The following is a 26,027-nucleotide window of genomic DNA, read 5'->3' on the forward strand; positions in this document are numbered from 1 at the left end:
TATGAAGCTACTAAGTTTCGTCAATCCACGCACCGGTAACAAAACGTGGGGCCATGTTGAGGGCAATCAGGTTTATGATTTGGGAAAACATCTGTCGGCTTATTTTCCCGATCTTAAGTCGGCGATTGCCGGTAATGCGCTGGCTGAGCTGGCTGCGCTGAAAACCGGCGCGCCGGATTTCCAGCTGCAGGATATCCATTTTTTGCCGGTGATTGAAAAGCCTAATAAGATATTCTGTGTCGGTATGAACTACATGGAAAAAAGGGTCGAGTTCGAACAAACCATTGATGCGCCCACCCTGTTTGTACGTTTTCCTGATTCGCTCTGCGCCCATGGCGAAGCGGTGTGTAAACCCGACAGCAGCAACGAGTTTGATTACGAAGGGGAACTGGCGGTAGTGATCGGCAAGACGACGGACAATGTAAAACGGGAAGACGCACTGCAGCATGTTGCGGGCTACAGCTGTTTTATGGACGGATCAGTACGTGATATGCAGTATACCTGGTTTACCTCCGGCAAAAACTGGCGCAAGACCGGCGCCTTTGGTCCCTGGCTGGTGACCAGCGATGAAATTACCGACCCGCAGGATTTAGCCATTGAAACCTGGTTAAACGGCCATCGTGTACAGCATGATTCTACTCACAGTATGGTTAATTCGGTTGCCGTATTGATTGAGTATATTTCGCGCTTTAGTCCGTTAGCCGCTGGTGATGTGATTATCACCGGTTCTCCGGGTGGGGTAGGAAAAAAACGCACGCCGCCGCTGTTTATGCAAGAGGGGGACACCATCGAAGTTGAGATTGGTAAGATTGGTCGTCTGGTAAATCGTGTTTCAGCGCTTTCTGTTAGCGGTCAACACTGATCCACCGAGCGCCATGTCAATGGCGCTCTTTAATACTGTCTGGCGATGAGTTCCCGTTCCTGCATCACAATCGCCATCATCTTATCGCGGGTCTCATCACGGGAATCTTTTACCCACACGGCGGAAATCGGCAATTTCCGGCGGATATTCAGGTATTCCGCCGCCAGCGGGATAAATTTCACCTTGAGCGCAGACATTCTGGTTACCCAGCGCGGCATAATGGCGGCACCTAACTCAGCGGCCACCATATTAATTATGGTTTGCTTTTCATCCGCTATTTTCACCAGCTGCGGTTTAAACCCGGCATGATCAAATAAATTCATCGTCAGATCATAGCTATGAGGCCGTACTTTCCTTTCCGGCACAATCAGCGGTATCCCGGCCAGATCGTTGACATGTATTTCGCTGTATTGCGCCAGCGGATGTTTTTCCGCTATTGCCAGTACCACATCCTCGTAAAACAAAAACTGGTTCTCCAGTGCGCTATCCATCTGTTCCATCGGGCGAATAAAGATCAGATCCAACCGGCCTGATTTAAGTTTAGGTAACAGTTTTGTTGTCTTGTCTTCCATAACCTGGATTTCCACCTCCGGCCAGCGTTCACGAAAGAGATGCAGAATATGCGGGATTAAACTGACGGCAGCGCTGTCAATCGCGCCGATGCGCAGACGGCCGGCATTTTGTCGGGCAAGTTTCTGAAAGCGTTGTTGCAGCTGGTCGGCGCGCGTAACAATTTCTCTCGCTTCCTCAAGAAATAATGCGCCATGCAGGGTCAGGGAAACATTGCGGGTCGAGCGTGATAAAAGCCGGGTGCCAAGGCTGGCTTCCAGCAATTTGATATAGCGTCCCAGCGCCGACGGCAGCATATCCAGCCGTTGCGCCGCATGACCAAAGTGTAGTTCGTCCGCGACGGCAATGAAGCAGCGAAGCTGATTCAGTTCCACGTTTCCCCCTTAATGATTATATCATTTTTTTGCATAAACTGATGCGGATGATACTAATGCCTTTTTGTGGATAATGATAGTTATCCGGCGTGGAATATGAATGGAAATATAACGAAGTGTGACGAATATTAAATTATCACCACATGTACATTAACTCTGGCGTTATTTAATTATCGCTGTCGCCGGCTCACGCATTTAATTTTTATTTCTCTGAAAATAATATTCTGATAAGGAGTCTTACCATGCGTAACTACAAAATCGCTGCTATTCCAGCTGATGGTATTGGTACGGAAGTGATTGCTGCCGGTGTCAGTGTGCTGGAGTGTCTGCAGAAATGTCTCGGTGATGTAACATTCCAGATTGAGCATTTTGACTGGGGTTCTGATTATTATAAAAAACATGGCGTTATGATGCCGGCCAACGGTCTGGAAACCCTGAAAAAATTTGATGCCATTTATTTTGGTGCGGTTGGCGCGCCGGATGTTCCCGACCATATTACCCTGTGGGGGCTACGACTGCCTATTTGCCAGGGTTTCGATCAATATGCCAATGTACGCCCAACGAAAATTCTTGCCGGTATTCAGTCACCGCTGCACAATGCCGGTCCCGGCGATCTCGACTGGGTAATTGTGCGTGAAAACTCAGAGGGGGAATATTCCGGGCATGGTGGACGCGCCCATCGCGGATTGCCCGAAGAAGTGGGTACCGAAGTGGCGATTTTTACCCGTGCCGGGGTTAGCCGCATTATGCGTTACGCCTTTAAGCTGGCGCAGTCACGTCCGCGTAAGCTGCTGACGGTAGTGACTAAATCTAATGCACAACGTCATGGCATGGTGATGTGGGATGAAATTGCGGCGCAGGTGGCGCAAGAGTTTCCGGATGTCAGCTGGGATAAAATGTTAGTGGATGCCATGACCGTGCGCATGACGCTTCATCCGCAATCGCTGGACACCATTGTTGCCACTAACCTGCACGCTGACATACTTTCCGATCTGGCCGGCGCGCTGGCGGGTAGTCTCGGTGTGGCGCCGACCGCCAATATCGATCCTGAGCGCCGCTTCCCGTCGATGTTTGAACCTATCCACGGCTCGGCATTTGATATTACCGGTAAAGGCATTGCGAATCCGGTCGCCAGTTTCTGGACCGCTGCCCAGATGCTGGAACACTTGGGTGAGCAGCAGGCCGCTGAGCGCCTGATGCAGGCGGTGGCCGGGGTGTGTGCCGCCGGGATTAAGACCCCTGATGTCGGTGGCAAGGCGACTACCCGGGAAGTGACTGACGCGGTGATCGCCGCAATCATGAAACATTAAGCGCAGGGGGCGGAGATGGCGACGTGGAGTGATGACATCGCGCGCAGTGCATTGGCCGAAATGTTTCAGGCGGCGATTAAAAGCGCCGATCCTCATGCGGCGTTAATCGATACGTTGCCGGAAAAACCGCTCGGTCGCTGTGTGGTGGTGGGCGCCGGTAAGGCGTCCGCTGCGATGGCTGCGGCGCTGGAGGCGGCCTGGCCGGACGTACCGCTATCCGGCGTGGTGGTGACCCGCTATGGTCATGCGGTGACGACCAGGCAAATCCGCATCATTGAGGCGGCGCATCCGGTTTCGGACGCGATGAGTGAAGTGGCGTCGATGTTGATCCTGGACGCCATTAACCATCTGACGTCTGACGATTTGGTTATTGCGCTGATTTCCGGGGGCGGATCTTCTTTAATGGCGTTGCCGCGCACTGGTATTACGCTGGCGGAGAAGCAGGCTGTCAACCAGGCTCTGCTACGCAGCGGGGCTACCATCAGGGAAATGAATACCGTCCGTAAGCATCTGTCGGATATCAAAGGGGGAAGGCTGGCGCTCGCTGCGCTTCCGGCGCCGGTGGTGACCCTGGTGATCAGCGATGTACCGGGCGATAACCCGGCAGATATTGCTTCCGGGCCGACGGTGCCGGATAACAGCACGCCGGAACAGGTAACGGAGATACTTAAGCGTTATAGCATCGGGGTGCCGGAATCAGTGGCGCAGGTGCTGGCCAGCAGGCGAGAGCCGGTGACTGACCCGCGCATTCAGCCTGATGTCCGTATGGTGGCGACCCCGGCGAAAGCGCTGCTGGCTGCTGCCGCTATTGCCCATCGGCTTGGCATTACGCCACTGATCCTTGGCGATGCGCTGGAAGGAGAAAGTGCCCAGCTCGGCATTATGATGGCAGGTATTGCACGTTCGGTTAAGTACCACGGGCTGCCGGTTAGCACGCCGGCAGTATTGTTATCTGGCGGCGAAACCACGGTGACCATTGGCGCGGGCGTAGCGAAACGGGGTGGCCGCAACACCGAGTTTCTGCTCAGCCTGGCAACTGCACTGGCCGGGGAGACGCATATCTGGGCGATGGCCGGAGACAGTGACGGCATTGACGGAACCGAGGATGCCGCAGGCGCATTTGTCCGCCCCGATAGCCTGCAACGAGCACAGGAAAAAGGCCTTAGCGTTAACCAGATGCTGGCAGAACACGACAGCTACAGTTTTTTTGCCGCGCTGGATGACCTGATCAAAACCGGACCGACCTTAACCAATGTCAATGATATCCGCGCAATTTTAATCACCTGATAGCGGTTATGCCGGCAGCGGCTGCAACGTTATGCAACCGCTGCTTTCCGCTGCTTAGCGATGACTCAGCGCCGCCGGTGGTGTTGCACTGCCGTCGCTGCCGGCCATACGCTTCCTGAGGAATATTTCACATAACATGCAGCGTGCGCCGCCGCCGCCAAGATCCTCAATAATATCAATCGGAGCCAGCGCCAGACGGGCATAATCGGCGATCGTCTGCTGCTGTGGCGGGGTAAAAGCCTGCCAGGCGCGGGTGGACATGGCATATACCGGTGAGCCCTGGCTATCGCACAGTTCCAGTACGTTACAGGTGAAGGATGCCATCTGTTCATATGTCACCGCTATCACCGTTTTACCGCTGGCGCCCAGGCTGGCGAGCAGTTGTTCGCGCTCGTCGGGAGCATGCACCGCCTCCAGGCAGACCATCGCAAAGCGCCGGCCGACGCTTAACATCACATTGGTGTGATAAATCGGCTGCCGCTGTCGGTCACGGGCGTTAAACCAGTGGATGCGGTAGCCGGACAGGCGTTCAAACTCGCGCCCGACCTCGTATGAACTGCGCGAAGAGCGACAGGCATACGCCAGCTTGTTTTCATGGTCGAGGATCAGCGAACCGGTTCCCTCGAGGTAATAGCCCTGTGATTCATGCTGCGAGAGATCGATACGGCGGGTCACGATAAAATCGCTGGCGATATCGGCGATAATGTCCTGACGGCGTTCCCGACGGCGATTAATGGCTTCCATGGGAAAGGTATAAATGGTGCCGTCGCCGGTCATGGCAAGCCAGTTATTGGGGAACAGCGAATCAGGCGTTGCCTGTTCGCGGATATCGTCGACCACATGGACGGTGATCCCGGCGGCGGTGAGGGCGCTGGCGTAGCCGTCAAACCCCTGCCGCGCTTTAGCGGCGATATCGGTTATCCCGGTCAGATGTTTTTGAAAAGAGTTACTACGCATGGTTTCAGGATTAGCGGTAAAAGCCGTTGGCCTGACCATCAGCACGGTATTGGTGGTTTGCATCGCTACAGTGACTCCGGCTTGCTGCGCAAATGGTCGCCATTGTGCGGGCAGCGATGGCGATGCTGATGAAGGCGATCCCTCAGTTGATTTAACCCGGCAGCCAGCGCAGAGAGGATGACCCCTCGTCGCATACCACTCATATCAATAAAAGCTGTCATAAAATTCTCACTATGGTCATCAGAATGCACAGTATGAAAAAACGAAATGACCTCAGATAGTTGCAAATATGGGCAAAATGTCCTGATAATTGACACTTTGCTTATTTACGCCGATCAAATTGCTTCTATGAATGATACCGACCGTCAGATCCTTGCTCTACTAAGAGAAAACGCGCGCATGTCGATAACGGACATCGCGAAAAAAGTGCGCATTTCCCGGGCTACGGTACAGAAACGTATTGAGGCGCTGGAAGTTGACGGGATTATTACCGGCTATACCATCCGCATCCGCCCCGGTGTGGAAAAGAACCGCATCCGGGCATGGATGAGCGTGGCGGTGGAGGGGGCGAAGGCCCCGGCGATAGTGCAGCAACTGCGCGGCGAGCCGGCGGTGCATACACTGCATACCACCAATGGCAAGTGGGACCTGCTGGTGGAGCTGCGGGCAGATAACCTCGAAAGCTTTGATCAGATCCTCGGGCGCATCAGGCGTATTGAAGGGATTAATACTACCGAAACCAGTATTCTGCTTTCGACGCGTAAAGCTTGACAGCGCCGCTGCGATAGCGTGTCGCGAAGCGGGCCGGAACTGACCGGCCCGCGATTCAGACCGCGCGATTAAAGCCCTGCTTCATGAATATCATGGGTGCCGATGGCGCCAATAACCCGCCGATCGGGTGACAACACCGGCGCTGCGGATATTTTCTTTTCGTGAAAAATGGCCAGCGCTTCCGACGCCAGTTGTGACGGCACCAGCGTGTGGCATTGCTCCGTCATCGCCTCGGTTACCGCACCGCTAACGCTGCCGCCGGTTAGCAACCAGCGGCGCAGGTCGCCGTCGGTAAACACGCCGCACAGCGCCTGATGGCTATCGGTTACTGCCACCAGCCCCAGCCCGGTACGGGTCAGCTCAAACAGGGCATCAGTGATACTGGCATCGTGGCTAACCTGCGGGATCTTCTCGCCACTACGCATAATATCGCCGACGCGACAGAGCAGGCGGGCGCCGAGGCTGCCTGCCGGATGGGTACGCGCATAATCATGCTCGCTAAAATTCCGCGCTTTCATCAGCGCAATCGCCAGCGCATCGCCCATCATCAGGGTGCAGACGGCGGAACAGGTGGGGGCGAGGCCAAGCGGGCAGGCCTCACGCGTAACGTGAATATTAATCACGTGGTCGGCAGAGCAGGCCAGCGGCGACTCCGGGTTGCCGGTAAAGGCGATAATGCCTACCGGTAGCGCGCGTAATAGCGGCATCATGCGGCGAAACTCAGCCGCATGTCCGGAATAGGAGATCAGTAGCACCACGTCGCCAGCGGCAATCATCCCCAGATCGCCATGCAGGGCTTCGGCCGGATGAACATAAAACGCCGGAGTTCCGGTGCTGGCAAGGGTGGCGGCGATTTTCTTGCCAATATGGCCGGATTTGCCGATCCCACTGACGATCACTTTTCCCTGACATGCCAGTATCAGCTTACAGGCGTCAACGAAAGGATCGTCAATCCTTTCCGGCAGAGAGATAATTTCATTAATCTCAGTTTGCAGCGTCTCTCTGGCGGCGCTAATCAATAATTCACGCATGGTTTGACTCGACTCCGGCAATAATAACGTCAATTCCCCGGGCGCGCAGTTGTGCGGCAATATCGTCAGGAATGTCGCTGTCGGTGATCAGCACATCCACCGAGTCGAGACTGCAGACCACATTCGGACTTCGGCGGCCGAATTTAGAGGAGTCAACAAGAAGGATTATTTTCTGGGTGGCGCGGCACATTGCCTGACTAACGGCGAATACTTCATTAAAGGTGGTGACCCCGGCATTCAGGTCAACACCATCCGCGCCAATAAATAGTTTGTCAAAACTGAAGTGGCTGAAAGCCGATTCCGCCAGGCTGCCATGAAAGGAGGCGGAAGTACTGCGATAGGTGCCGCCGGGCATCAGAATCACCTGGTCGTTATTTAACTCAACCAGTTCATTGACGATCGTCAGACTGTTCGTCATCACCGTGATATTGTTAAATTTGGCGAGGTGGGGCACCATCTGCTGAACGGTGCTGCCGGCATCGAATATCAGTGAGTCGCCTTCGGAGATCAGCTGTGCGGCGAGCAGTGCAATCTGCTTTTTCTTTTCAGTATTGATAAAGGTTTTGCGGTCGATGGGCTGATCGCCTTCATCGCGGTTGAGCATCACCCCGCCGTAAGTGCGAACGACGGCACCCTGTTGTTGCAGGTGAGAAAGATCCTTGCGGATGGTGGTGCCGGTAGTACCAAAGTGAGCTATCAACTCTTCAACCGTGGTACGCCCCTTACCCTGAAGGTATTCGAGTATCAGTGCCTGTCGCTGTAGTGGTTTCATCCTGTTTTCCCTGTCTGAGGTCGGACAGATTCCTTTCACATTCGTACAAACACGATCGACATGGGAAGAGAAATCTTTCAGAATGAAAGATATCACCTTTTGTTTGTAATGGCTAATGTCAGCGCGGTGCGCATCGGTTTATTGTCAGGATAAAGTTGCGCCGGCACGATATTCTCAACACGCATCCCGTGCAGCTTATCTTCGGGGGCCGGGCGTGAAAAAACCGTGATGCCCTTCATAACAAAAGTGTCGGTGATGATGTTATGGCTGTCGACACTCACCACCAGCAGTACACGCGGCATAAAGCGTCCGGCTGAGCGGCCGATGCCGATCCGTCCCTGGGCGGGGAGCTGCGCCAGCGCACGGTTGAAACGCTTCATTTGCAGCCAGCCAAGGGCGATTTGTCCGCTCCATGCCACCGCCGCCAGACAGATCAACATATTGACTGAATTCATCTTCAAATCTCCGCTAAGCGCCCGGCAGCGTAGGCTGCCGGGCTTATGTCAGAACATCACCTGCCCGCCGGTAACATTAATTGACTGACCGGTACAGTAAGCGGCTTTATCACTTGCATAAAACAGCAGAATATTCAGCACGTCCTGATAATCGCAACCGCGTTTTAGTGGCACCTTATCGATGTAGTACTGTTCAACCTGATCGGGTTCAATGCCCAGTTTTTCCGCATATTGCGGCAGCAACGACTGAAACATCGGTGACTTAAGCAAGTTACCCAGCATCAGGGAGTGAACGGTAATGCCATACTCTGCCAGATCGAGCGCCAGTGACTGGGTCAGCCCCACGCCACCAAATTTAGCCGCGCTATAACCCGAATTATGTTTGCTGCCAACTTTGCCGGATTTTGAATTAATCTGGATGATTCTGCCGCCGGCACCGTCACGAATCATCAGTTTTGAGAATTCCCGCGCACAGAGAAAATAGCCGACGAGATTGACCTGCAGTGACTTGTCAAAATCGTTAAGCATGAACTGGGTGATGGGGGCCGCTTTCGCAATACCTGCGCTATACACCAGCAGATCGGCGCGGCCAAAGGTTTCATCAACCGCACGTGCCAGCGCCGTGACGCTCTCTTCACTGGTGGCATCAACCTGGAAGCCTGATGCCTGGTTCTGGCCATAAGCCTGGTTAATTTCCGCCGCCACTGCGCTGGCATTGCCAACATTCAGGTCAGCCACCGCAACTTGATAACCCGCTTCGGCGAGTCCTTTACACAGGTAAGCGCCCAGCGTCTGACCACCACCGATAACTACAGCAACCTGACTCATTCCTTTCTCCTGTTATTCACTTAAAACACTAAACTTCTGACCGGGTTCAATGGCGGCAGGGATGCTACCTGCCACATGCACTGTGCCTGGAAACTCTGCAACTGCGGCCCCGTCAAACTTCACGGTGATATGGCCAAGTTCACGTAGATTGACTGCCGCCACTTCACCGACCGCGGTAACCGGCCAGCTATGGTCGCCAATGGTGATCACCGATCCGGCAAGAAAAGGCGCTTCCCCACGGCTTTGCGGACGATGGATAAAGCAGTAATCGGCGACATCCGCTGGCGCTCCCTCCGCGAAGGTAATGAAGAAGTTGTCATCAAGCGCTTCACCGGCACAATCGCCGACAGAAACGAAGGTGGATTCATATACAGTTTTCATAAATCTTTCCGTCACTTACTGATAAATAAGGCCCGATACGGCCCATGCGAGCAGAACGGCAGGTGCGCCGGTCAGAAAACGTCCTACCAGCACCGATGGCACACCCACGCGTACGGTTTCCTGACGGGCTTCCGCCAGCGACAGACCAACCGGGATGAAATCGCATGCTGCCTGTGAGTTGATGGCAAACAGCGCCGGCAGCGCCAGATGTGGCGGGATAGTGCCCTGGCCAATCTGTACGCCGACCAGCACGCCGATAACCTGCGCGATGACCGCACCCGGGCCGAGAAAAGGTGACAACAGCGGGAAGGAGCAGATCAGCGCCAGCGTCACCAGTCCAAACGGGCTATTTGCCAGCGGCGTCAGGCCATGGGCGATAAAATCACCCAGACCGGACGCGATAATGATGCCGATCAGTGCGGAGACAAACGCCATAAACGGCAGAATGGTTTTCAGTACCGTATCGATGGTTTCGCGTCCGGCCTGAAAAAATACTGCGACCACCGAGCCCATTCCCATCCCGACTTTAGCCAGCAGTCCGTCGCTCTGTTCGGTAATTTTTTTGCTGGCGTCATAATCGCGCCCTTTGCTCTCTACGGCTGCGGGCGCCGCGGCCGATTTCTCTGCCTGCGGTGCTGCCGCTACCGGGGTGGTTCCGCCCGTGGTTGCCCGGATATCGCCGGTTCTGACGCCGGAGACATAGATATCTTCGGTGATAAATTGGGCTAACGGACCGGATTTACCGGTGGCATGGATGTTGATAGTGGGGATGCGGCGTTTTGGGTACAAACCGCAACGCAGTGTGCCACCGCAGTCAATAACGGCGACGCCGATCTCTTCTGCCGGAGGTTCACCCTCTTTAAAAGCATCAACGGTTTCCCAGCCGGTTAGCTCTTTTAGCCGGTCAACAATTGCCGGGCGGGTGCCCGCGGTGACATAAATAATTTTTTTGCCTGGCACCGGGTTCAGAAACAGGGGGCCACCCCAGCCGCTTTCGCCCTTATGAACTTCCACTGTGTTAGTCATTTTGTTCTCCGCTCTTATAAACGAACCTGACGGTCAAGTTGGATACGCATTTTTCTTTCGAAAATCGAGGTAGTGAGATCGGTTACCCAGCCGCGGAAAAAGTTCGTCACCATCCCGACCAGCAGATAACTGACAGCCAGTGGACCCAGCGGCAGATGCAGGGTGGTAAGGCCGTTGGCAATTCCGAGATAAACGAACAGTTCTCCGGGGTTGATATGCGGGAACAATCCGTTCATGGAGTGGCAGCTGTATGACGCCGATGCGTAATAGCTGGGCTTGTATTTCTCCGGCATAAATCGCCCAAGGCTTAAGGTCATCGGGTTACAAAAGACAAAGGTGCCGATGACTGGCAGTAACAGGTAGCGTGAGACGGGGTTACCGGCGCAGCGCTGGGCCAGTGCTTCAATGCGTTTCTGGCCAACAAACACGATTAACGCATTCATGATCACCAGCAGGCTGATAAGTAACGGAAGGATGCCGGTGACCATACTGACAAACACTTCCCCCCCTTTCTGGAACAGTCCGATAAACCATTCGGCTCCATGTGTGATGATTTCAATCATTGTGAAACTCCTTCGCGTGGGTAGCAGCTACAGATTGTTATTCATTGCGCATACAATTTAGATCGTAAGTTGGATCTAAAAAAATCGTATGGATCACAAAATGAAGCATTTACCTTTCAAATAAAAGGTTAAATGAAAGATAAAATCTTTTATTTCGATTGATTGTGGCAGGGAATGAAGCTGAAGTGAACGCAGTGGTTGAGGTTGCAGCGGCGGGAAAGCCAGTAAGGAAGGGGGCAGGATTTTGCCGCGGAGAAACGCCGTCCGCGGTGAAAGAAATACTGTTTATCTGTTTCTATTAACCTGGCGTTGCGGGTTTTAATGCCGAAAATTAATTGAAAATATTATGTCTTGCTAATGTAATAATTTGGAAAAAGCATGCTTTCCAATGAATTCTTGTAAGTTATTACTGTCATTTAAGATGATTATTTTTAAATATAAACACAAGTCATCGGCAGTTAACCTGCCAGATACAGGTTTTATCAAAATAAAGCCATGCTAAATACCATTTATTATAGGGCTAGTTTTAATCCATGAAGAAAAATTTGTTGGCCTTTCTGCTATTCGTAGCGACAGCCACCTACGGCGCCGATGATTTTTTGCTAAAAGACATTCATTTTGAAGGGCTGCAGAAAGTGACTCCGGGGGCAATGTTGCTGAGTATGCCTGTGCGGGTGGGCGATACTCTAAGCGAGGAGGATATGCGCAATATTATTCGTTCTCTGTATGCGACCGGGAATTTTGACGATATTCAGTTATTAACTGATAAGAATACGTTAACCGTGGTGGTAAAAGAGCGACCAACTATCGCTAATATTACATTTTATGGTAATAAAGCCGTAAAGGAAGATCAGCTCAGGCAAAACCTGCAGGCTTCCGGCGTCACTGTCGGCGCATCATTAGACCGCGCAACGCTGGCGACGATCGAAAATGGTCTGGAGGACTATTATTACAGTGTGGGTAAGTACCAGGCTAAAGTTCAGGCGACAACTACCCCTTTACCACGCAATCGTGTCGATTTAAAGCTGATCTTTGTCGAAGGGGTATCCGCAAAGATCAGGCAAATTAACCTGATTGGCAATAATGATTTCTCTACAGAGGAAATATTGTCGCAAATGCAGTTGCGTGATGATGTTCCGTGGTGGAATTTAACCAGCGATCAAAAATATCAGAAACAGAAGCTGGCGGCAGATATTGAAGCGATTAAAAGCTTTTATTTAAATCGCGGCTATGCCCATTTCACAGTTGAATCGGCACAGGTGAGCATGACAGCGGATAAAAAATCCCTGTATATCACCATCAGCATTGCTGAGGGTGGGAAATATAAGATTTCCGGGGTTAAAGTCGACGGCAATATGGCCGGTTATGCAGCAGAAATTGAAGTCGCCTGCGCCATCGCTCCGGGAGAGTTGTACAGTGCGGCAGTGATAACTAAAAAAGAGAATCAAATAAAGGAAATACTGGGCCGCTATGGTTATGCTTATCCTCAGGTGAACACGCAACCGGAAATCAATGAGGCAGATAAAACCGTCAGGGTCAATTTCCACGTCAATGCCGGAAAGCGCTTCTATGTGCGCCATATCCGATTCTCCGGTAATGATACCACCAAAGATTCGGTGTTGCGCCGTGAGATGCGGCAGATGGAAGGGGCCTGGCTGGGAAGCGATTTGGTCGAGAAGGGTAAAGAGCGCTTAAACCGGACGGGCTACTTTGAAACGGTCGACATCGATACTCAGCGCGTCGCGGGCTCTGACGATCAGGTTGACGTGCTATATAAAGTCAAAGAACGCAATACCGGTACGTTTAATTTTGGTATTGGTTTTGGCACCGACAGCGGGGTCAGTTTCCAGGTTGGCGTCAGTCAGGATAACTGGCTGGGAACCGGCGATACTGTCAGTTTCACCGGGACGAAAAATGATTATCAGAGTTATGTGGAAATCTCCGCCACTCAACCCTATTTTACCGTCGATGGCGTCAGCCTTGGGGGAAAAATATTTTATAATGATTATAGTGCGGAAGATAATGACTTATCAGAATATAACCTGAAGAGTTTTGGTCTTGGCAGTACCTTAAGCTTTCCGGTGAATGAGAACAACCATTTAAATCTGGGGCTTGATTATGTCTATAATAAATTAAGCAATATGTCGCCGCAAGTTTCAATGTGGAAATACCTTAAGGCTAATGGCGTTAATCCAGCGGTAACCACCCGTACTGTCGATGATGATGGTTCCAGTGATGTGACATTTACCGCGAACGATCTGTTCACTAATCTTGGCTGGAGTTATAATTCTCTTGATCGTGGTTTCTTTCCCACCTCCGGTATTACTGCCAACTTTAATACCAAAATAACCATCCCGGGATCAACCAACAGTTATTATAAAAGTACCTTTACGGCTAACGGCTATCTGCCGCTGAGCGACGATCACCGTTGGGTGTTAATGGGCAGGACTAAGGCCGGCTATGCCGGTGCTTTCGGCGGCAATGAAGTACCGTTCTACGATAATTTTAATGCCGGCGGCTCCAGTTCGATCCGGGGCTTCTCGACCAATACCGTGGGTCCAAAGGCCGCTTACTATCGCTGCAATGGCAGTGAAAGCAGCTATAGCGCCTGCCCGGTGGAAAGCTCTGACGATGCGGTTGGCGGTAACGCCATGGCGATTGCCAGTGCTGAATTAATTGTTCCAACGCCGTTTATCAGCGAACGTTATGAAAGCGCGTTGCGTACTTCTCTGTTTATTGACGCAGGTAATGTCTGGGATACCGGCTGGGAAAACACCGCGCAAACCACCGCCGCGGGTATTCCGGACTACAGTGATCCGATGACAATCCGCGTTTCGGCCGGTTTTGCTTTGCAGTGGCAGTCGCCATTAGGGCCGCTTGTTTTCTCCTATGCATTACCGATTAAAAAATATCAGGATGATAAAGCGGAACAGTTCCAGTTTAATATTGGCAAAACCTGGTAATAGCCCAGACTGAGCCCGGGCTATTAAATCGCGGGGAAATCGTCTGGCGAAAAATATTCAACCACCTGTTATCAGGTGGTTTTTTTATGCGTTCTATTTACAGGCTAATCTTTTACAGTAGAATTACAGTACGGTAGCAATACATTGACGACATAAATAATTTTAACCTGCTAAATTAGTGCGGTGAAATGGTTCTGAGCAAGCCACTCACAATATCGTTGTTATGCAAGTTGTAGTGTAAAATGTAGCGCAGTAATAAAGACGGGTCACTTTCGCCGGTGACCTGTCTTTAACTTTTTCTGTTGCTCTCAGGTTTTATCCTTCCCGCGTGTTCCTTTACGACGGCGGGCATCACTGCCTGACCATTACCACGCCGCAGGGCAGAGGGGGGAGAAAAGGGGATCGATTCCGTAAGATACATCCCTGTTATGCTCCCCTTTTTTGCATAGTGTTATGCTCCCCTTTTTTGCATAGAATTATCCTAAAGCTTTTTCTGCCTGGTAAACTTTTATCACTATTAATTCCACTCAGCTAACAGGTGCGGGCGTGTCAGTAAAATTAGTCGCAGTCGATATGGACGGGACCTTCCTCAGTGAGGATAAAACCTATAACAAACAACGTTTTCAGCAGCAGTACCAGTCAATGCGCCAGCAGGGGATACGCTTTGTGGTCGCCAGTGGCAATCAGTATTACCAACTACTGAGTTTTTTTCCTGATATTGCCGGGGAAATTTCGTTTGTGGCGGAAAATGGCGCCTGGGTGATCAGCGAAGGTCAGCAGGTTTTTTGCGGCCATATTCCGCGTAGCCAGGTGGTGAATATCCTGCGGGAACTTGAGCAGTTCCGCGATCTCTATACTGTAGTCTGCGGAAAACAAACCGCATGGTTACACCAGAGCGCACCTGACAGCGTGGTGGCGTTGATGTCGCGGCATTACCACCGTCTGCAGCGTTATCAACAGATGGAGGAGATTGGCGATGATATTTTTAAAATCGCGCTGACGCTGGAAGATCATCATATTCCGCAGGTCAAAGCACATCTCAGTCGCGCGCTGAATGGCACGTTGACCCCGGTAACCAGCGGGTTTGGTTTTGTTGACCTGATTATTCCCGGTACTCATAAAGCGCACGGACTGCAAGTGCTACAGCAGAGGTGGGGGATTTCCAGCCAGCAGGTAGTGGCGATCGGTGACAGCGGTAACGATCGCGAGATGCTGGCGCAGGCGGGTTACAGTTTCAGCATGGCCAATGCCAGCGAGGAGATCAAACGGGTCGCGCGTTATCAGGCGGGGCATAACAATGACGAAGCGGTGCTGGATATTATCGATAAGCTATTAAAAGGGGAATCCCCTTTTAATCGCTGCGCCGGTTAACCGCGCCGGGCGGCATATCGCAGTCACTGTAACGCTGGCAGCGATATGCCGGATGGCGGTCAGCCTCCTAACTGGTCATAGCCTTTTTGCCGGTAATTAAGCAGCGAAATTAGCCAGAAAATGATGAAAACGGCGATGGCGCCATAGCCGACGCTGGCCATATTGCTGTTCAGACTATCGATAATCAGCCATGGGCCCTGATGCCAGTCAAATTTGTCCGCCAGCAAACCCAGCGCCTCCAGCCCGCCGATAAACAGGGCGACCGCTACGCTGGTGGCGGTGATGGTCATATTGTAATAGAGCTTACGCACCGGTTTATCAAACGCCCAGCCGTAGGCGCCGACCATAACAAAGTTGTCGAGTGAGTCGATTAACGCCATGCCGCTGGCGAACAGCACCGGAAACACCATAATACTCCACACCGACATACCGGACGACGCACCGGCCGCTGAAATGCCCAGCAGACCAATCTCGGTCGCCGTATCAAATCCCAGTCCGAACAGAAAACCAACCAGATACATTTGCCAGCTGCGGTTGACCAGCTTAAAGGCAAAGTGGAACAGCCGGGTCATTATGCCACCCTGATGCATGGTCAGATCATCATACTGAGCGAATGGCGCGCCACTTTTGACCTGCTGAAAACGCCGCCAGACATCACGCAGGATCACCGCATTCACCATTGCCATTAGCAATAAAAACAGGGAAGAGACCAGGGTGCCGATGGTGCTGCCATACTGATGCAGCCAGTCGATTTTATCGCCGAACAGCAGTGAAGTGGCGGCGATAGCCACACAGGCCAGTACCACAATACTGGAGTGGCCGAGAGAGAAATAAGCGCCGATAGCGATCGGGCGCTGCCCCTGCTGCATCAGCTTACGGGTGACGTTGTCAATGGCGGCGATATGGTCGGCATCCACGGCATGACGCAAACCATAGCCATAAGCCAGCACGGCGGCGGCGATCAGCCCGGCATGCTGGCTGAACAGGGCGAAAGCCCAGATCCACGCGACAACATTAAGCGTAACCAGTCCGAGCAGCAGCCAGCAGGCGCGCCGCTGGCTGCGGAAAAATGCGGAGTTAAGCATGAGAGTCCTTATTTGAGTGCGAAGAGATTGATGCCTGCAGGCGGGCGCAGGCCACTACGGCCTGACCAAACGCCAGTCCGCCATCACCGGCCGGAATGGCCCGTGGTACCAGGATCTGCAATGGAGCTAAATGGCGGCGCAGGCAGTCAAGTAGCAAGGCGTTATGGATCACCCCGCCGCCAAGTACTACGGTATTCAGGCCGCGCTGACGGGCGGCATGATGCGCCATCGCGGCCAGTCCTTGCGCCAGCGCGTCATGAAATGCCCATGCGCGGGCAGCGCGCGTTGCCGGCCAGTCGAGCCATTGTCGCCAGAAACCAGCCAGATCGAGCGTCATTCCCTGCGCGCTGAACAGCAGTTCAAACCGGATGGGGTGAGGCTGCCCCTGCGCCTGTTGCGCCAGCGCCTGCAGATGGCAGGCGGCTTCACCTTCCCAGCTTAGCGTCTCAGGCGCACAGCCTGATGCGGCGGCAACCGCATCAAACAGACGACCGCAAGAGGAAGCAAGCGGCGCGTTAATGCCGCCCGAGATAGCTTTTGCCAGCGTTTGCCACGGCTGGTTTAATAGCGTAGTGGCTTCAGGTCGTTGCTGCCAGTCGGGGACAAAGCGCAGCCACTGCGCCAGCTGATTACGCCAGGGTTGCTGCGCCGCGCGTTCGCCGCCCGGCAGCGCCACCGCCGGTAGCCCGCCGAGACGTTCACATTGCCGGTAATCAAGCTGCAAACATTCTCCCCCCCACAACTCGCCGTCGGCGCCGTAACCGATGCCATCCAGCGCCAGCCCAATTACCGCTCCGCCATCCAGCGGCCAGTGATGCTCCGCCAGACAGGCGGCCATATGCGCATGGTGGTGCAGAACCTGCGTTATGGCCAGCGGCTGCTGCTGTGCCCACTGATGGCTGAGATAGGCCGGATGGGCATCGCAGGCCAGATGTTGTGGAACGCAGTGAAACAGACGGGAAAAGTGATCCACTGTCTGCCGCCACTGCCGGAAAATATCACTGTTCTCCAGGGTGCCAAGATGCTGACTGAGCAGCGCCTGGCGACCTTCGATCAGACAAAAGGTATTTTTCAGATCGCCGCCCACCGCCAGTAACGGCGAAGCGGCGACCAGGCCCGGCGGCAGTTCAATAGCATCCGGTACGAAGCCGCGCGCGCGGCGCAACATTTCCGTACCGCTGACGCTGAATCTCACCACCGAGTCATCCGCCCGTTGCACAATTTCCCGATCGTGCAGTAGCCATAAGTCGGCAATATCGTGCAACTGGCTTAGCGCCTGCGCGTTAGTCAGCGCCGGTGCGTGACCTGCCGCATTACCGGAAGTCATCACCAGCGGCAGGTTTATTTGCTGCATCAGTAAATGCTGCAGTGGAGAGGAGGGCAACATCAACCCCACCTCATGCAGGCCAGGGGCAATCGCGGCACACAGGGGGGAACTCTGCGCCTGAGGAACCAGTACAATCGGTGCGGCCGCGGACTGTAACAGCGCCCGTAGCGGATCAAGCGCGCTGACATCGGTACAGGCTGCCAGCCAGTGACAGTCAGGCAGCATCACCGCCAGCGGTTTGCCGGGGCGTCTTTTGCGCGCGCGTAACCGGGCTACCGCCGCTGCTGAAGTGGCATCACAGGCGAGATGAAAGCCGCCCACCCCTTTGATGGCCACAATCCCGCCTGAGCGTAAGGTTGTTACCGCCAGCAATAGAGCCGCGTCGGCCGTGGCCAGCAGCCGATCGTCGGCCGTGGCGGCATACAGTTGCGGCCCGCAATCCGGGCAGGCCACCGGCTGGGCGTGAAATCGCCGGTCGGCAGGGTCGCGATACTCTTCGGCGCAGGCTGCGCACAGGGGAAAGGGGGCCATCGACGTGGCGGCACGATCGTAGGGCATCTGGTGGATCAGCGTAAAGCGCGGACCGCAGTGGGTACAGTTAAGAAACGCATAGTGATAACGCCTGTCAGTCGCGTCGTTCATTTCGCGTAAGCAGTCCGGGCAGGTGGCCGCATCGGGTATCACCTGGGTATTCATGGTGCCGTACTGGCTGTGAAGAATATGAAACTCAGCCGGACGGCTGAGCCAGGAAAAAGGGGACAGGCTGATGCTGTCAATCTGCGCCAGTGGCGGACACTGTTGCTGCATCTCACGCAGAAAATTATCGACGTTTAGCGGCTGTAGCAGCCGGATCTCAACACCGTCATTATCGTTGTGCACCTCACCCTGGAGCTGTAAACGACGGGCAAGTTGCCAGATAAAAGGGCGGAAACCAACGCCCTGTACTTTACCTCTGACACGAACCAGCAAGCCGGAATCTGACATACCAGACAATTTCATCACCTGCCAATGGCACATGGTTTAGCCTGTCGCCGCGAGCGACCCGGCAGGGGCGCAGTAGCCTGCGCCCGTGGTTGTTGTCGTTCAGAGACCGGCCACACCGACATCTTCTACCGCGCTGCGCAGACGGGCTTTCATCTCGCTGTAAGCCTGTTGAGCATAGTTCTCGGCCCAGCGCTGGTCAGCGATAGGTTCCAGTTTCACCGCGCAGTATTTGGTCTCCGGCGTTTTGGAGATCGGATCCAGATTCTCCTGGGTCAGCTCATTACAGGCACCGATCCACCATTGATAGGTCATATAGACGGCGCCCACATTAATACGTTCATTAAAGTTAATGCGGGTAATGACTTTACCGCGGCGCGAAGCGACCCAGACCAGTTGCTGGTCATGGATACCCAGCACCGCAGCATCTTGTGGATTGATCTGCACAAAGCCTGGCTCATCGGCCAGCGTTTGCAATGCGGCGCAGTTGCCGGTCATGGAACGACAGGAGTAGTGGCCGACTTCGCGCACGGTACACAGCACCAGCGGGTAACTCTCATCAGGGACTTCGGCCGGCGCGCGCCATTCAGCCGCAAACAGCTGACCTTTGCCGCTCGGCGTGGTGAAGTGGTTATCCTGATACAGGAACGGTGTGCCCGGGTGATCAAGGGTCGGACATGGCCACTGGATATGGCCCAGACGCCCCATTTTTTCATAGGTCGCGCCATAAAATAGCGGGCAGAGTTCACGCATCTCGTCCCAGATCTGCTGGTTATCGTTATAGTGCATCGGATAACCCAGTTCGGTGGCCAGCAGACTGATGATCTCCCAGTCGCGTTTCACATTATATTTCGCCTCAATGGCTTTTTCAAAGCGCTGGAAACCGCGGTCGGCGCAGGAGAATACCCCGCCATGTTCACCCCAGGAGGTGGACGGTAAAATGACATCGGCTTGTTCGGCGGTTTTGGTCATAAAGATGTCCTGCACCACCACAAACTCCAGCTCTTCAAATGCCCCGCGCACCAGTCCGAGATCGGCCTCCGTCTGTAACGGGTCTTCACCCATAATATAGTAGGCTTTCACTTTGCCTTCGTGCACCAGATGCGGGATTTCGGTAATGCGGTAGCCCACTTCCGCATCCATTTTCTCCGCATCAATCCCCCAGGCTTTGGCGAATTTGGCGCGCACCGCCGGATCGGTGACTGACTGATAGCCCGGGAATTCATTCGGCAGTACGCCCATATCACAGGCGCCCTGCACATTGTTCTGACCACGTACCGGACCGACGCCGACATTAGCCCGGCCAAGGTTACCGGTCAGCAGCGCCAGGCTGGCAAGACCTTTTACCACGTCTACCGCCTGACCAAACTGGGTGACGCCCATGCCCCACATAATGGTGGCCGAAGGGGCGCTGGCGTAGGTGCGCATTGCCTGACGGATTTGCTGGGCGGTGACACCGGTCTGCGCTTCAACGGCTTCCGGTGAGTAGTTCGCCAGATGCTCACGGTATGCCTCAAACCCTTCGGTGTATTTGGCGACGTAATCGTGGTCATACAGATTTTCTTCGATTAGCGTGTAGGCGAATGCATTCACCAGCGCCATATTGCAGCCGTTTTTGATTTGCAGGTGCTGGTCAGCAATGCGTGCGGTTTCAATACGGCGGGGATCGCAGACGATGACCCGGGCGCCGTTTTCTTTCGCTTTGATCACCCGACGGGCGACAATCGGGTGTGAATCGGCGCAGTTATAGCCGATCACCAGCAGGCATTTTGAATTTTCGATATCGCCGATAGAGTTGCTCATGGCGCCGTTACCCAGCGTGGCCTGTAAACCGGCTACGGATGGACCATGGCAGACGCGTGCGCAGCAGTCGACATTATTATTGCCGATCACTGCCCGGGCAAATTTCTGCATGACATAGTTAGTTTCATTACCGGTACCGCGTGAAGAGCCGGTGTGCATAATGGCGCGCGGACCATATTTTTGTTTGATCTCTTTCAGCCGCTGCGCGGTATAGCGGATCGCTTCGTCCCAGCTGACGGCGGAAAATTTGCCGCCTTTTTCACGACGGATCAGGGGTTGTGTCAGGCGCGGCGTAAGCAATTTGGTATCGTTAAGGAAATCCCAGCCGTAATACCCCTTCAGGCACAGCTCACCCTGATTGGTTGCGCCATTTTCCGCTTCGGCACGAATAATCTTGCCGTTATCCACCACCAGATTCATTTTACAGCCCGCTCCACAGTATGGGCAGACAGTGGTAATTTTTTTCATTATCTTCCTTCCTCTTTCCGAGGTTAAAACAGCAGCGGGGAGGTACTATCCAGCGCGGCGCGGCGGCGCTTCTCGCTGTTCATCTCCTGCAACAGATTACGGTCGATGGCGTACAACGCCTTGGTCGGGCAAATTTCCATGCAGGCCGGACCCTGTTCACGGCCCTGACAGAGATCGCACTTATGCGCCTCCGCCTTGTCCGAACTGGTCGTCAGGGCGGCGCCGTTCTGGCGAAACACCGGTTTGGTGATCACTTCCATCGCGCCGTAAGGGCAGGCGACGACACAGGTTTTGCAGCCGATGCAGCGTTCCTGCATCACCTGTACATGATCGTTGCTCCGGCTGATGGCGCCATTAGGGCAGACATTGGCGCAAGGTGCGTCTTCACACTGGCGACATAACACCGGGGTGCTGATGTTCACTCCTTTGATCACATGCAGCCGTGGGGCGAATGTGGCGGCGTTCAGCAGCGAGATATCTTGCGAATCGCTATGCGCCATAACGCAAGCAATTTCACAGGTACGGCAGCCGATGCACTTTTTCGGATCGGCGATAATGAACCGGTTCATCCTCTACTCCTGGTTCTGTTGATATTGACTATGACTGACGCCAGCGGTGACCAGCGTTGCAATAACTTTCTGACGGGTGCTACGCATAAAACATGCCAGGCCGTTTGGTTTTTTATCTCATTTAAAAACAACGAGTTATTTTCGATGCTGCCATAGTGACGAAAAGAAAGTGTCACTGACAGCTGACATCGACACCCTGTCGACAGATCTGACGAGGCGAAGTCAGACAACGGTCACCGCCTGGAAACGGGCGATCTGTGCCGTAATATCTCCCTGCAGCAGCAGGTGATGCAGTCGTGACACCGCCTGCTCCACCGCTTCGCTGAGCGGATAGTAAAACGCCACCACATCCGGCTGAATGCCGACAAAGGTAATACAGTCGATACTCTGACGAAGCTGCTCGATCAAAAAAGTCAGCGGCATGTTATGCGTGGTCATAATGAACATTTCGGGGATGTCATGTTCATCTATGATGCGCATCTCGCCGGGTTGCAGCGCCATTTCGGTGGCGTCGACAATCACCAGCTGTGCCGGGTTCAGCTCACGAATAACGTGCACGTCGTTCTCTGGCGCGACGCCGCCGTCAATGACCGTCCAGCCGGGAAGCGCACTGGCGCTGCACAACCCGGCCAGGTGTGGACCGGCGCCGTCATCGCCCATCAGGCTGTTACCGACACACAACAGAACCTTGTTTTCAGGCATCGTATTTCCTTACCAGCAGATAGACTGCCGGCTCATTTTCGATTTGCTGCAATAGCGCGATCAGTTGCTGGCTCCAGCCCTGTTGCTGTTCATTCATCACTGGCATCGCTTTGCTGAGGGCGCAGGCCAGCAGGTGGGTGTGGCTGTTATCGATGTTGATTTCACCAAACTGCTGTACGCCAGCCAGCTTACGGCGCGCCTCGCTGTTTAGCGGTAAGGTTTCCAGCCACTGTTGATAGTCTGCCTGCGGGCAGACCAGTTGCGCTTTCAGACAGTCAATCACCCCAAGATGATGACCAATCGCCAGGCTGTAATAGACCACCTCCCGGGCTTTTGGCGATGTTTGCGCCTGCACGCTCTTTTCATCAACAAATTTGCTGTGCAGCGCGTAGAACACCACTTTTCCGCTACCGAAGTAGCGGTCTCCGGCGTGCGGCTGGTGGCGGGCGTAGCGCTGGTCATTCATAACCGCACCTCGCCATTGCGCACCTGTTGATAGATGTGCATTAAACTGCCGACGATTTCATTCAGGCGCAGATCGCCGCGGTCGGCGAGGAAATCATCCACACGCTTATCGACTTGCCGCGCGTCGTCTTCGACCAGCAACTGCATAAACTGATCGGCGATCTGACGGCCATAGCGGTAACCGGCCATCCGCCGGGCTTCGCGATCGAGTAACACGCGCAACGGCTGCGGGATCTGTGGATGTAACAGCGCCGCCGCCACGCCCGCGGTCTCATCGTGCTGCTGGCCTTTAATTTTTTGATCCAACAGCCCCAGCGCCATGGCGAAGCCATAAATGGTGGCGGCAGGGGTTGGCGGACAGCCGGGAATATAGACATCAACCGGGACAATTTTGTCGGTACCGCCCCAGACGCAGTACAGGTCATGGAAGATGCCGCCGCTGTTGCCGCAGGCGCCATAAGAGATACAGATTTTAGGATCCGGGGCGGAGTTCCAGGCGCGCAGGGCAGGAACGCGCATTGCACGGGTAACGGCGCCGGTAAACAGCAAAATATCGGCATGACGCGGCGACGGCACCACTTTGATACCGAAACGTTCGGCATCAAACAGCGGGGAAATCGCGGCGAAAATTTCAATTTCGCAACCATTACAGCCGCCACAGTCAACGCGATAGACGTAGGCGGACCGGCGAATATCCTGCAACAGCGTGGTTTTCAGTTTGGCGATGCTCTGGTCGAGCGTGATCGGTATTGGCAGACCATTCGCATCGCGCGGGCCAATCAGTGTCTGAGTCATAACCGGCTCCCGCTGGTCAGGTGGCGGCCAATATTAATCCGTGATGCCGGCGTCAAATGCTGTTGCTGTTTGCAGGCCGGGCAGGTTTCATACTGGCGGCGATGGTTTTCCATTTCCTGCGCGCTGAGTCCCTGGTTCTCCTGCAGCAGGGCCAGCGCAAAGTCGATCTCTTTCTGCGGCGCATAGGGCTGACCACATTGCTGGCAGTGGCAGACCGCAAAGTCGGCGGTTTCAAACAGATCTTCTTTGCGCCATACCGCCAGTTCAAACTGCTGTGACAGTTTGATGGCGGCGGTGGGGCAGACTTCCTCGCAGCGGGCGCAGAAAATACAGCGGCCCAAAAACAGCGACCAGCGCAGGCTATTGCCGTCGTCAGCCGTGGTCATGGTTAGTGCATTCGACGGGCAGGCATTGGCGCAGGCGCCGCAGGCAATACATTGCTGCGGGTTATACTCTGGCTTACCGCGAAAGTCGGCGGACAGATCGAGCGGTTTCGCCGGATATTCCAGCGTTGCGCCCCCGGTTTTGATGATTTTCTTAATCAGTTTCAGCATGCGTTGTTCCTCCGGTCAGAGCGGCGAGTTTTTCCGCTCGATACCGTAGCGTTCGATCTCTTTGTACGGGATAACTAGCGAGGTTTTTTTACGCACATCGACCACCGTCATGCGGTCGGTGCAGGAGTAGCAGGGATCAAGGCTGCCGATAATCAGCGGCGCGTCGGAGACCGTATTGCCGCGCAACATATAGCGCAGGGTCGGCCAGTTGGCGTAGGTTGCGGCACGGCAGCGCCAGCGGAATAATTTCTGGTTGTCGCCGGTCATGCTCCAGTGGATATCATCACCGCGCGGCGCTTCAGCAAATCCCAGCGCAAAGCGGTGCGGAATATAGTTAAAGCCTTCCACGGCCAGTGGCCCTGCGGGCAGCGATTGCAGACCAAACTCGATCATATTGAGCGAATTAAACACTTCGTGAATGCGTACTTTCAGTCGTGAATAGACGTCGTTACCCGTTTCACTGCACAGTTCAAACGGCAGTTTGGCATAACCGGCATAAGGATGGTCCTGGCGCATATCGCGGCGATGACCACTGCCACGTACCATCGGGCCAACATTACTGAAATCACGCGCCACCTGCGGATCGAGTAAACCGATACCAACGCTGCGCTGTTCGGTATTCGGCGTGCTGAGCAAAATATCGGTCAGGTCGGCCAGCTCACGGCGCATGCTACCCGCCAGCGCAATGGTCTGAATCATGTCGTCTTTCAGAATATCGCGGCGGATGCCGCCAATCAGATTCATGCCGTAAGTTTTACGTGCCCCGGTGAGGATTTCCGCCATCTTCATCGACAGCTCACGTACGCGGAAAAACTGCATAAAGCCGGAGTCAAAACCGACAAAATGGCAGGCGAGGCCGAGATTAAGCAGATGGCTGTGCAGGCGTTCAATTTCCAGCAGAATTGAGCGGATCATCTGCGCCCGTTCCGGTACGACAATGCCCATGGCATTCTCCACCGAGGAGGTGTAAGCCACGCTGTGGGTAAAGCCGCAAATGCCGCATACCCGATCGGAGAGGAAGGTGACTTCGTTGTAACCCATGCGGGTTTCCGCCAGTTTTTCCATACCGCGATGGACATAAAACAGTCGGTAATCGGCATCAATAATATCTTCACCGTCAACGAACAGACGGAAATGGCCGGGTTCGTCAGAAGTGACGTGCAGCGGGCCGATCGGCACGATTTTATTGTCGGCTTTGGTAGCGGAAATAAACGGATAGGTTTCCATATCGCTGGTCGGCGCCGGGCGCTGACGATAGTCCATGGCATCTTTGCGCAACGGCCAGAGATCGTCCGGCCAGTCATCCGGCAGCACCAGACGACGCTCATCAGGCAGCCCCACCGGTCGCAACCCGTACATATCACGCACTTCGCGTTCACCCCAGACCGCAGCAGGCACCCGCGGGGTCACCGAAGGGAATTCCAGTGAAATCGGGTCAACTTCGGCGCGGATAGTGATCCAGCACTTCACGCCCTGTTCCATCGACAGCACATAGTACAGCGCGTAGTTGCCGCACAGTGTGCGTTCATCATTACCAAACAGCACCGACAGCCAGCCGCCCTGCTGGTAGTACAACCACTCCACGACTTCCGGCAGGGCATTCAGTTTGATGGTGACGGTAGCCTGGGTATCGGTCTGCCAGCTACTGTCGACCAGCGCGGAAGGGAACTGTTTTTCCAGTGCCGCCAGATAGTGCAATCCAACCGGATTGCGGTTTAATTCGGTATTTATCTCACTCATTACATAGCCTCTTCCCG

At 54.2% G+C, this 26,027-nt stretch carries 25 protein-coding genes; 6 read left to right on the forward strand and 19 right to left on the reverse strand.

Annotated elements, in window-relative coordinates:
* Window position 1 precedes the first annotated feature (1 nt).
* Window positions 2-862, forward strand: a complete 861-nt coding sequence (locus JWF83_RS09225) for a fumarylacetoacetate hydrolase family protein (protein WP_413649905.1) — start codon at window positions 2-4, stop codon at window positions 860-862.
* 29 nt (window positions 863-891) lie between these two features.
* Here the strand turns inward: JWF83_RS09225 and JWF83_RS09230 are convergent, their stop codons facing one another.
* Window positions 892-1,806 (reverse strand): LysR family transcriptional regulator, encoded by a 915-nt coding sequence (locus JWF83_RS09230; protein ID WP_413649906.1) that lies wholly within the window; start codon window positions 1,804-1,806, stop codon window positions 892-894.
* 242 nt (window positions 1,807-2,048) lie between these two features.
* On the opposite strand from JWF83_RS09230, the gene JWF83_RS09235 reads away from it, so the two are divergent.
* The gene (locus tag JWF83_RS09235) at window positions 2,049-3,116 is read left to right on the forward strand and encodes a tartrate dehydrogenase (RefSeq protein WP_413649907.1); all 1,068 of its coding nucleotides are present in this window, start codon (window positions 2,049-2,051) and stop codon (window positions 3,114-3,116) included.
* A 15-nt stretch (window positions 3,117-3,131) separates the two neighbouring features.
* Entirely contained in the window at window positions 3,132-4,403 is a 1,272-nt protein-coding gene (locus JWF83_RS09240) for a glycerate kinase (protein ID WP_413649908.1), read from the forward strand.
* 54 nt (window positions 4,404-4,457) lie between these two features.
* Here the strand turns inward: JWF83_RS09240 and ctlX are convergent, their stop codons facing one another.
* On the reverse strand, window positions 4,458-5,423 hold the full coding sequence (gene ctlX, locus JWF83_RS09245) for a citrulline utilization hydrolase CtlX (protein ID WP_413649909.1): 966 nt from the start codon (window positions 5,421-5,423) through the stop codon (window positions 4,458-4,460).
* Window positions 5,424-5,425: 2 nt separating this feature from the next.
* Complete coding sequence (locus JWF83_RS09250; RefSeq protein ID WP_413649910.1) at window positions 5,426-5,581, reverse strand: hypothetical protein; 156 nt, start codon at window positions 5,579-5,581, stop codon at window positions 5,426-5,428.
* Between the two features lie 127 nt (window positions 5,582-5,708).
* Between JWF83_RS09250 and JWF83_RS09255 the strand changes: the two genes are divergently transcribed.
* A complete protein-coding gene (locus tag JWF83_RS09255; protein WP_413649911.1) occupies window positions 5,709-6,131 on the forward strand; it encodes an Lrp/AsnC family transcriptional regulator in 423 nt (140 codons plus the stop codon).
* Between the two features lie 68 nt (window positions 6,132-6,199).
* On the opposite strand, the gene JWF83_RS09260 is transcribed toward JWF83_RS09255, so the two are convergent.
* From JWF83_RS09260 to JWF83_RS09290, 7 genes are all read right to left on the reverse strand, one after another.
* Window positions 6,200-7,162 (reverse strand): KpsF/GutQ family sugar-phosphate isomerase, encoded by a 963-nt coding sequence (locus JWF83_RS09260; protein ID WP_413649912.1) that lies wholly within the window; start codon window positions 7,160-7,162, stop codon window positions 6,200-6,202.
* Window positions 7,155-7,934, reverse strand: coding sequence for a glucitol operon DNA-binding transcriptional repressor SrlR (gene srlR, locus JWF83_RS09265; protein ID WP_413649913.1), 780 nt, complete (start codon window positions 7,932-7,934; stop codon window positions 7,155-7,157). Before srlR ends, JWF83_RS09260 begins: the two co-directional genes overlap by 8 nt.
* Window positions 7,935-8,026: 92 nt before the next feature.
* The gene (locus tag JWF83_RS09270) at window positions 8,027-8,389 is read right to left on the reverse strand and encodes a transcriptional regulator GutM (RefSeq protein ID WP_413649914.1); all 363 of its coding nucleotides are present in this window, start codon (window positions 8,387-8,389) and stop codon (window positions 8,027-8,029) included.
* 48 nt (window positions 8,390-8,437) lie between these two features.
* A complete protein-coding gene (srlD, locus tag JWF83_RS09275; protein WP_413649915.1) occupies window positions 8,438-9,217 on the reverse strand; it encodes a sorbitol-6-phosphate dehydrogenase in 780 nt (259 codons plus the stop codon).
* Window positions 9,218-9,229: 12 nt separating this feature from the next.
* Window positions 9,230-9,598, reverse strand: coding sequence for a PTS glucitol/sorbitol transporter subunit IIA (locus tag JWF83_RS09280; RefSeq protein ID WP_413649916.1), 369 nt, complete (start codon window positions 9,596-9,598; stop codon window positions 9,230-9,232).
* 15 nt (window positions 9,599-9,613) lie between these two features.
* Window positions 9,614-10,624, reverse strand: a complete 1,011-nt coding sequence (locus tag JWF83_RS09285) for a PTS glucitol/sorbitol transporter subunit IIB (protein ID WP_413649917.1) — start codon at window positions 10,622-10,624, stop codon at window positions 9,614-9,616.
* Window positions 10,625-10,638: 14 nt separating this feature from the next.
* Complete coding sequence (locus JWF83_RS09290; RefSeq protein ID WP_413649918.1) at window positions 10,639-11,187, reverse strand: PTS glucitol/sorbitol transporter subunit IIC; 549 nt, start codon at window positions 11,185-11,187, stop codon at window positions 10,639-10,641.
* 533 nt (window positions 11,188-11,720) lie between these two features.
* On the opposite strand from JWF83_RS09290, the gene bamA reads away from it, so the two are divergent.
* Together bamA and JWF83_RS09300 are read left to right on the forward strand one after the other, a co-directional pair.
* Complete coding sequence (bamA, locus tag JWF83_RS09295) at window positions 11,721-14,150, forward strand: outer membrane protein assembly factor BamA (RefSeq protein ID WP_413649919.1); 2,430 nt, start codon at window positions 11,721-11,723, stop codon at window positions 14,148-14,150.
* 546 nt (window positions 14,151-14,696) lie between these two features.
* Window positions 14,697-15,521 (forward strand): Cof-type HAD-IIB family hydrolase, encoded by an 825-nt coding sequence (locus tag JWF83_RS09300; RefSeq protein ID WP_413649920.1) that lies wholly within the window; start codon window positions 14,697-14,699, stop codon window positions 15,519-15,521.
* Between the two features lie 59 nt (window positions 15,522-15,580).
* On the opposite strand, the gene JWF83_RS09305 is transcribed toward JWF83_RS09300, so the two are convergent.
* The 9 genes from JWF83_RS09305 to JWF83_RS09345 all read right to left on the reverse strand — a co-directional run bounded on the left by JWF83_RS09305 (window position 15,581) and on the right by JWF83_RS09345 (window position 26,010).
* Window positions 15,581-16,606 carry a HoxN/HupN/NixA family nickel/cobalt transporter gene (locus tag JWF83_RS09305; protein WP_413649921.1) on the reverse strand — a complete coding sequence of 342 codons (1,026 nt, stop codon included), beginning with the start codon at window positions 16,604-16,606 and terminating at the stop codon, window positions 15,581-15,583.
* Window positions 16,599-18,917, reverse strand: coding sequence for a carbamoyltransferase HypF (gene hypF, locus JWF83_RS09310; RefSeq protein WP_413649963.1), 2,319 nt, complete (start codon window positions 18,915-18,917; stop codon window positions 16,599-16,601). Before hypF ends, JWF83_RS09305 begins: the two co-directional genes overlap by 8 nt.
* A gap of 99 nt (window positions 18,918-19,016) precedes the next feature.
* Window positions 19,017-21,185 (reverse strand): formate dehydrogenase subunit alpha, encoded by a 2,169-nt coding sequence (gene fdhF / locus JWF83_RS09315; RefSeq protein WP_413649922.1) that lies wholly within the window; start codon window positions 21,183-21,185, stop codon window positions 19,017-19,019.
* 23 nt (window positions 21,186-21,208) lie between these two features.
* Window positions 21,209-21,754, reverse strand: coding sequence for an electron transport protein HydN (gene hydN, locus JWF83_RS09320; protein WP_413649923.1), 546 nt, complete (start codon window positions 21,752-21,754; stop codon window positions 21,209-21,211).
* A 222-nt stretch (window positions 21,755-21,976) separates the two neighbouring features.
* Window positions 21,977-22,456: a hydrogenase maturation peptidase HycI gene (gene hycI, locus JWF83_RS09325; RefSeq protein ID WP_413649924.1), complete on the reverse strand. Its 480-nt coding sequence runs from the start codon at window positions 22,454-22,456 to the stop codon at window positions 21,977-21,979.
* On the reverse strand, window positions 22,449-22,922 hold the full coding sequence (locus JWF83_RS09330) for a formate hydrogenlyase maturation HycH family protein (protein ID WP_413649925.1): 474 nt from the start codon (window positions 22,920-22,922) through the stop codon (window positions 22,449-22,451). The genes hycI and JWF83_RS09330 overlap by 8 nt, the downstream gene beginning before the upstream one ends.
* Window positions 22,919-23,716, reverse strand: coding sequence for an NADH-quinone oxidoreductase subunit B family protein (locus JWF83_RS09335; protein ID WP_413649926.1), 798 nt, complete (start codon window positions 23,714-23,716; stop codon window positions 22,919-22,921). Before JWF83_RS09335 ends, JWF83_RS09330 begins: the two co-directional genes overlap by 4 nt.
* Entirely contained in the window at window positions 23,713-24,270 is a 558-nt protein-coding gene (locus JWF83_RS09340) for a formate hydrogenlyase complex iron-sulfur subunit (RefSeq protein ID WP_413649927.1), read from the reverse strand. The genes JWF83_RS09335 and JWF83_RS09340 overlap by 4 nt, the downstream gene beginning before the upstream one ends.
* Before the next feature lie 15 nt (window positions 24,271-24,285).
* Complete coding sequence (locus tag JWF83_RS09345) at window positions 24,286-26,010, reverse strand: NADH-quinone oxidoreductase subunit C (protein WP_413649928.1); 1,725 nt, start codon at window positions 26,008-26,010, stop codon at window positions 24,286-24,288.
* Between the last annotated feature and the right edge of the window lie 17 nt (window positions 26,011-26,027).

This window comes from Pantoea sp. B65, assembly GCF_047308185.1.
In the GTDB taxonomy this organism is placed as follows: Bacteria; Pseudomonadota; Gammaproteobacteria; order Enterobacterales; family Enterobacteriaceae; genus Erwinia.

Bases quoted from the DNA above. Each gene is read 5' to 3' on its own strand.
- ctlX (WP_413649909.1), bottom strand. From the start codon at position 5,423: ATGCAAACCACCAATACCGTGCTGATGGTCAGGCCAACGGCTTTTACC.
- JWF83_RS09240 (WP_413649908.1), top strand. From the start codon at position 3,132: ATGGCGACGTGGAGTGATGACATCGCGCGCAGTGCATTGGCCGAAATG.
- srlD (WP_413649915.1), bottom strand. From the start codon at position 9,217: ATGAGTCAGGTTGCTGTAGTTATCGGTGGTGGTCAGACGCTGGGCGCT.
- JWF83_RS09255 (WP_413649911.1), top strand. From the start codon at position 5,709: ATGAATGATACCGACCGTCAGATCCTTGCTCTACTAAGAGAAAACGCG.
- JWF83_RS09335 (WP_413649926.1), bottom strand. From the start codon at position 23,716: ATGACTCAGACACTGATTGGCCCGCGCGATGCGAATGGTCTGCCAATA.
- hydN (WP_413649923.1), bottom strand. From the start codon at position 21,754: ATGAACCGGTTCATTATCGCCGATCCGAAAAAGTGCATCGGCTGCCGT.
- JWF83_RS09305 (WP_413649921.1), bottom strand. From the start codon at position 16,606: ATGCTTAACTCCGCATTTTTCCGCAGCCAGCGGCGCGCCTGCTGGCTG.
- JWF83_RS09285 (WP_413649917.1), bottom strand. From the start codon at position 10,624: ATGACTAACACAGTGGAAGTTCATAAGGGCGAAAGCGGCTGGGGTGGC.
- srlR (WP_413649913.1), bottom strand. From the start codon at position 7,934: ATGAAACCACTACAGCGACAGGCACTGATACTCGAATACCTTCAGGGT.
- JWF83_RS09340 (WP_413649927.1), bottom strand. From the start codon at position 24,270: ATGCTGAAACTGATTAAGAAAATCATCAAAACCGGGGGCGCAACGCTG.
- bamA (WP_413649919.1), top strand. From the start codon at position 11,721: ATGAAGAAAAATTTGTTGGCCTTTCTGCTATTCGTAGCGACAGCCACC.
- fdhF (WP_413649922.1), bottom strand. From the start codon at position 21,185: ATGAAAAAAATTACCACTGTCTGCCCATACTGTGGAGCGGGCTGTAAA.
- JWF83_RS09290 (WP_413649918.1), bottom strand. From the start codon at position 11,187: ATGATTGAAATCATCACACATGGAGCCGAATGGTTTATCGGACTGTTC.
- hypF (WP_413649963.1), bottom strand. From the start codon at position 18,917: ATGTCAGATTCCGGCTTGCTGGTTCGTGTCAGAGGTAAAGTACAGGGC.
- JWF83_RS09225 (WP_413649905.1), top strand. From the start codon at position 2: ATGAAGCTACTAAGTTTCGTCAATCCACGCACCGGTAACAAAACGTGG.
- JWF83_RS09270 (WP_413649914.1), bottom strand. From the start codon at position 8,389: ATGAATTCAGTCAATATGTTGATCTGTCTGGCGGCGGTGGCATGGAGC.
- JWF83_RS09330 (WP_413649925.1), bottom strand. From the start codon at position 22,922: ATGAATGACCAGCGCTACGCCCGCCACCAGCCGCACGCCGGAGACCGC.
- JWF83_RS09235 (WP_413649907.1), top strand. From the start codon at position 2,049: ATGCGTAACTACAAAATCGCTGCTATTCCAGCTGATGGTATTGGTACG.
- JWF83_RS09345 (WP_413649928.1), bottom strand. From the start codon at position 26,010: ATGAGTGAGATAAATACCGAATTAAACCGCAATCCGGTTGGATTGCAC.
- hycI (WP_413649924.1), bottom strand. From the start codon at position 22,456: ATGCCTGAAAACAAGGTTCTGTTGTGTGTCGGTAACAGCCTGATGGGC.
- JWF83_RS09280 (WP_413649916.1), bottom strand. From the start codon at position 9,598: ATGAAAACTGTATATGAATCCACCTTCGTTTCTGTCGGCGATTGTGCC.
- JWF83_RS09250 (WP_413649910.1), bottom strand. From the start codon at position 5,581: ATGACAGCTTTTATTGATATGAGTGGTATGCGACGAGGGGTCATCCTC.
- JWF83_RS09260 (WP_413649912.1), bottom strand. From the start codon at position 7,162: ATGCGTGAATTATTGATTAGCGCCGCCAGAGAGACGCTGCAAACTGAG.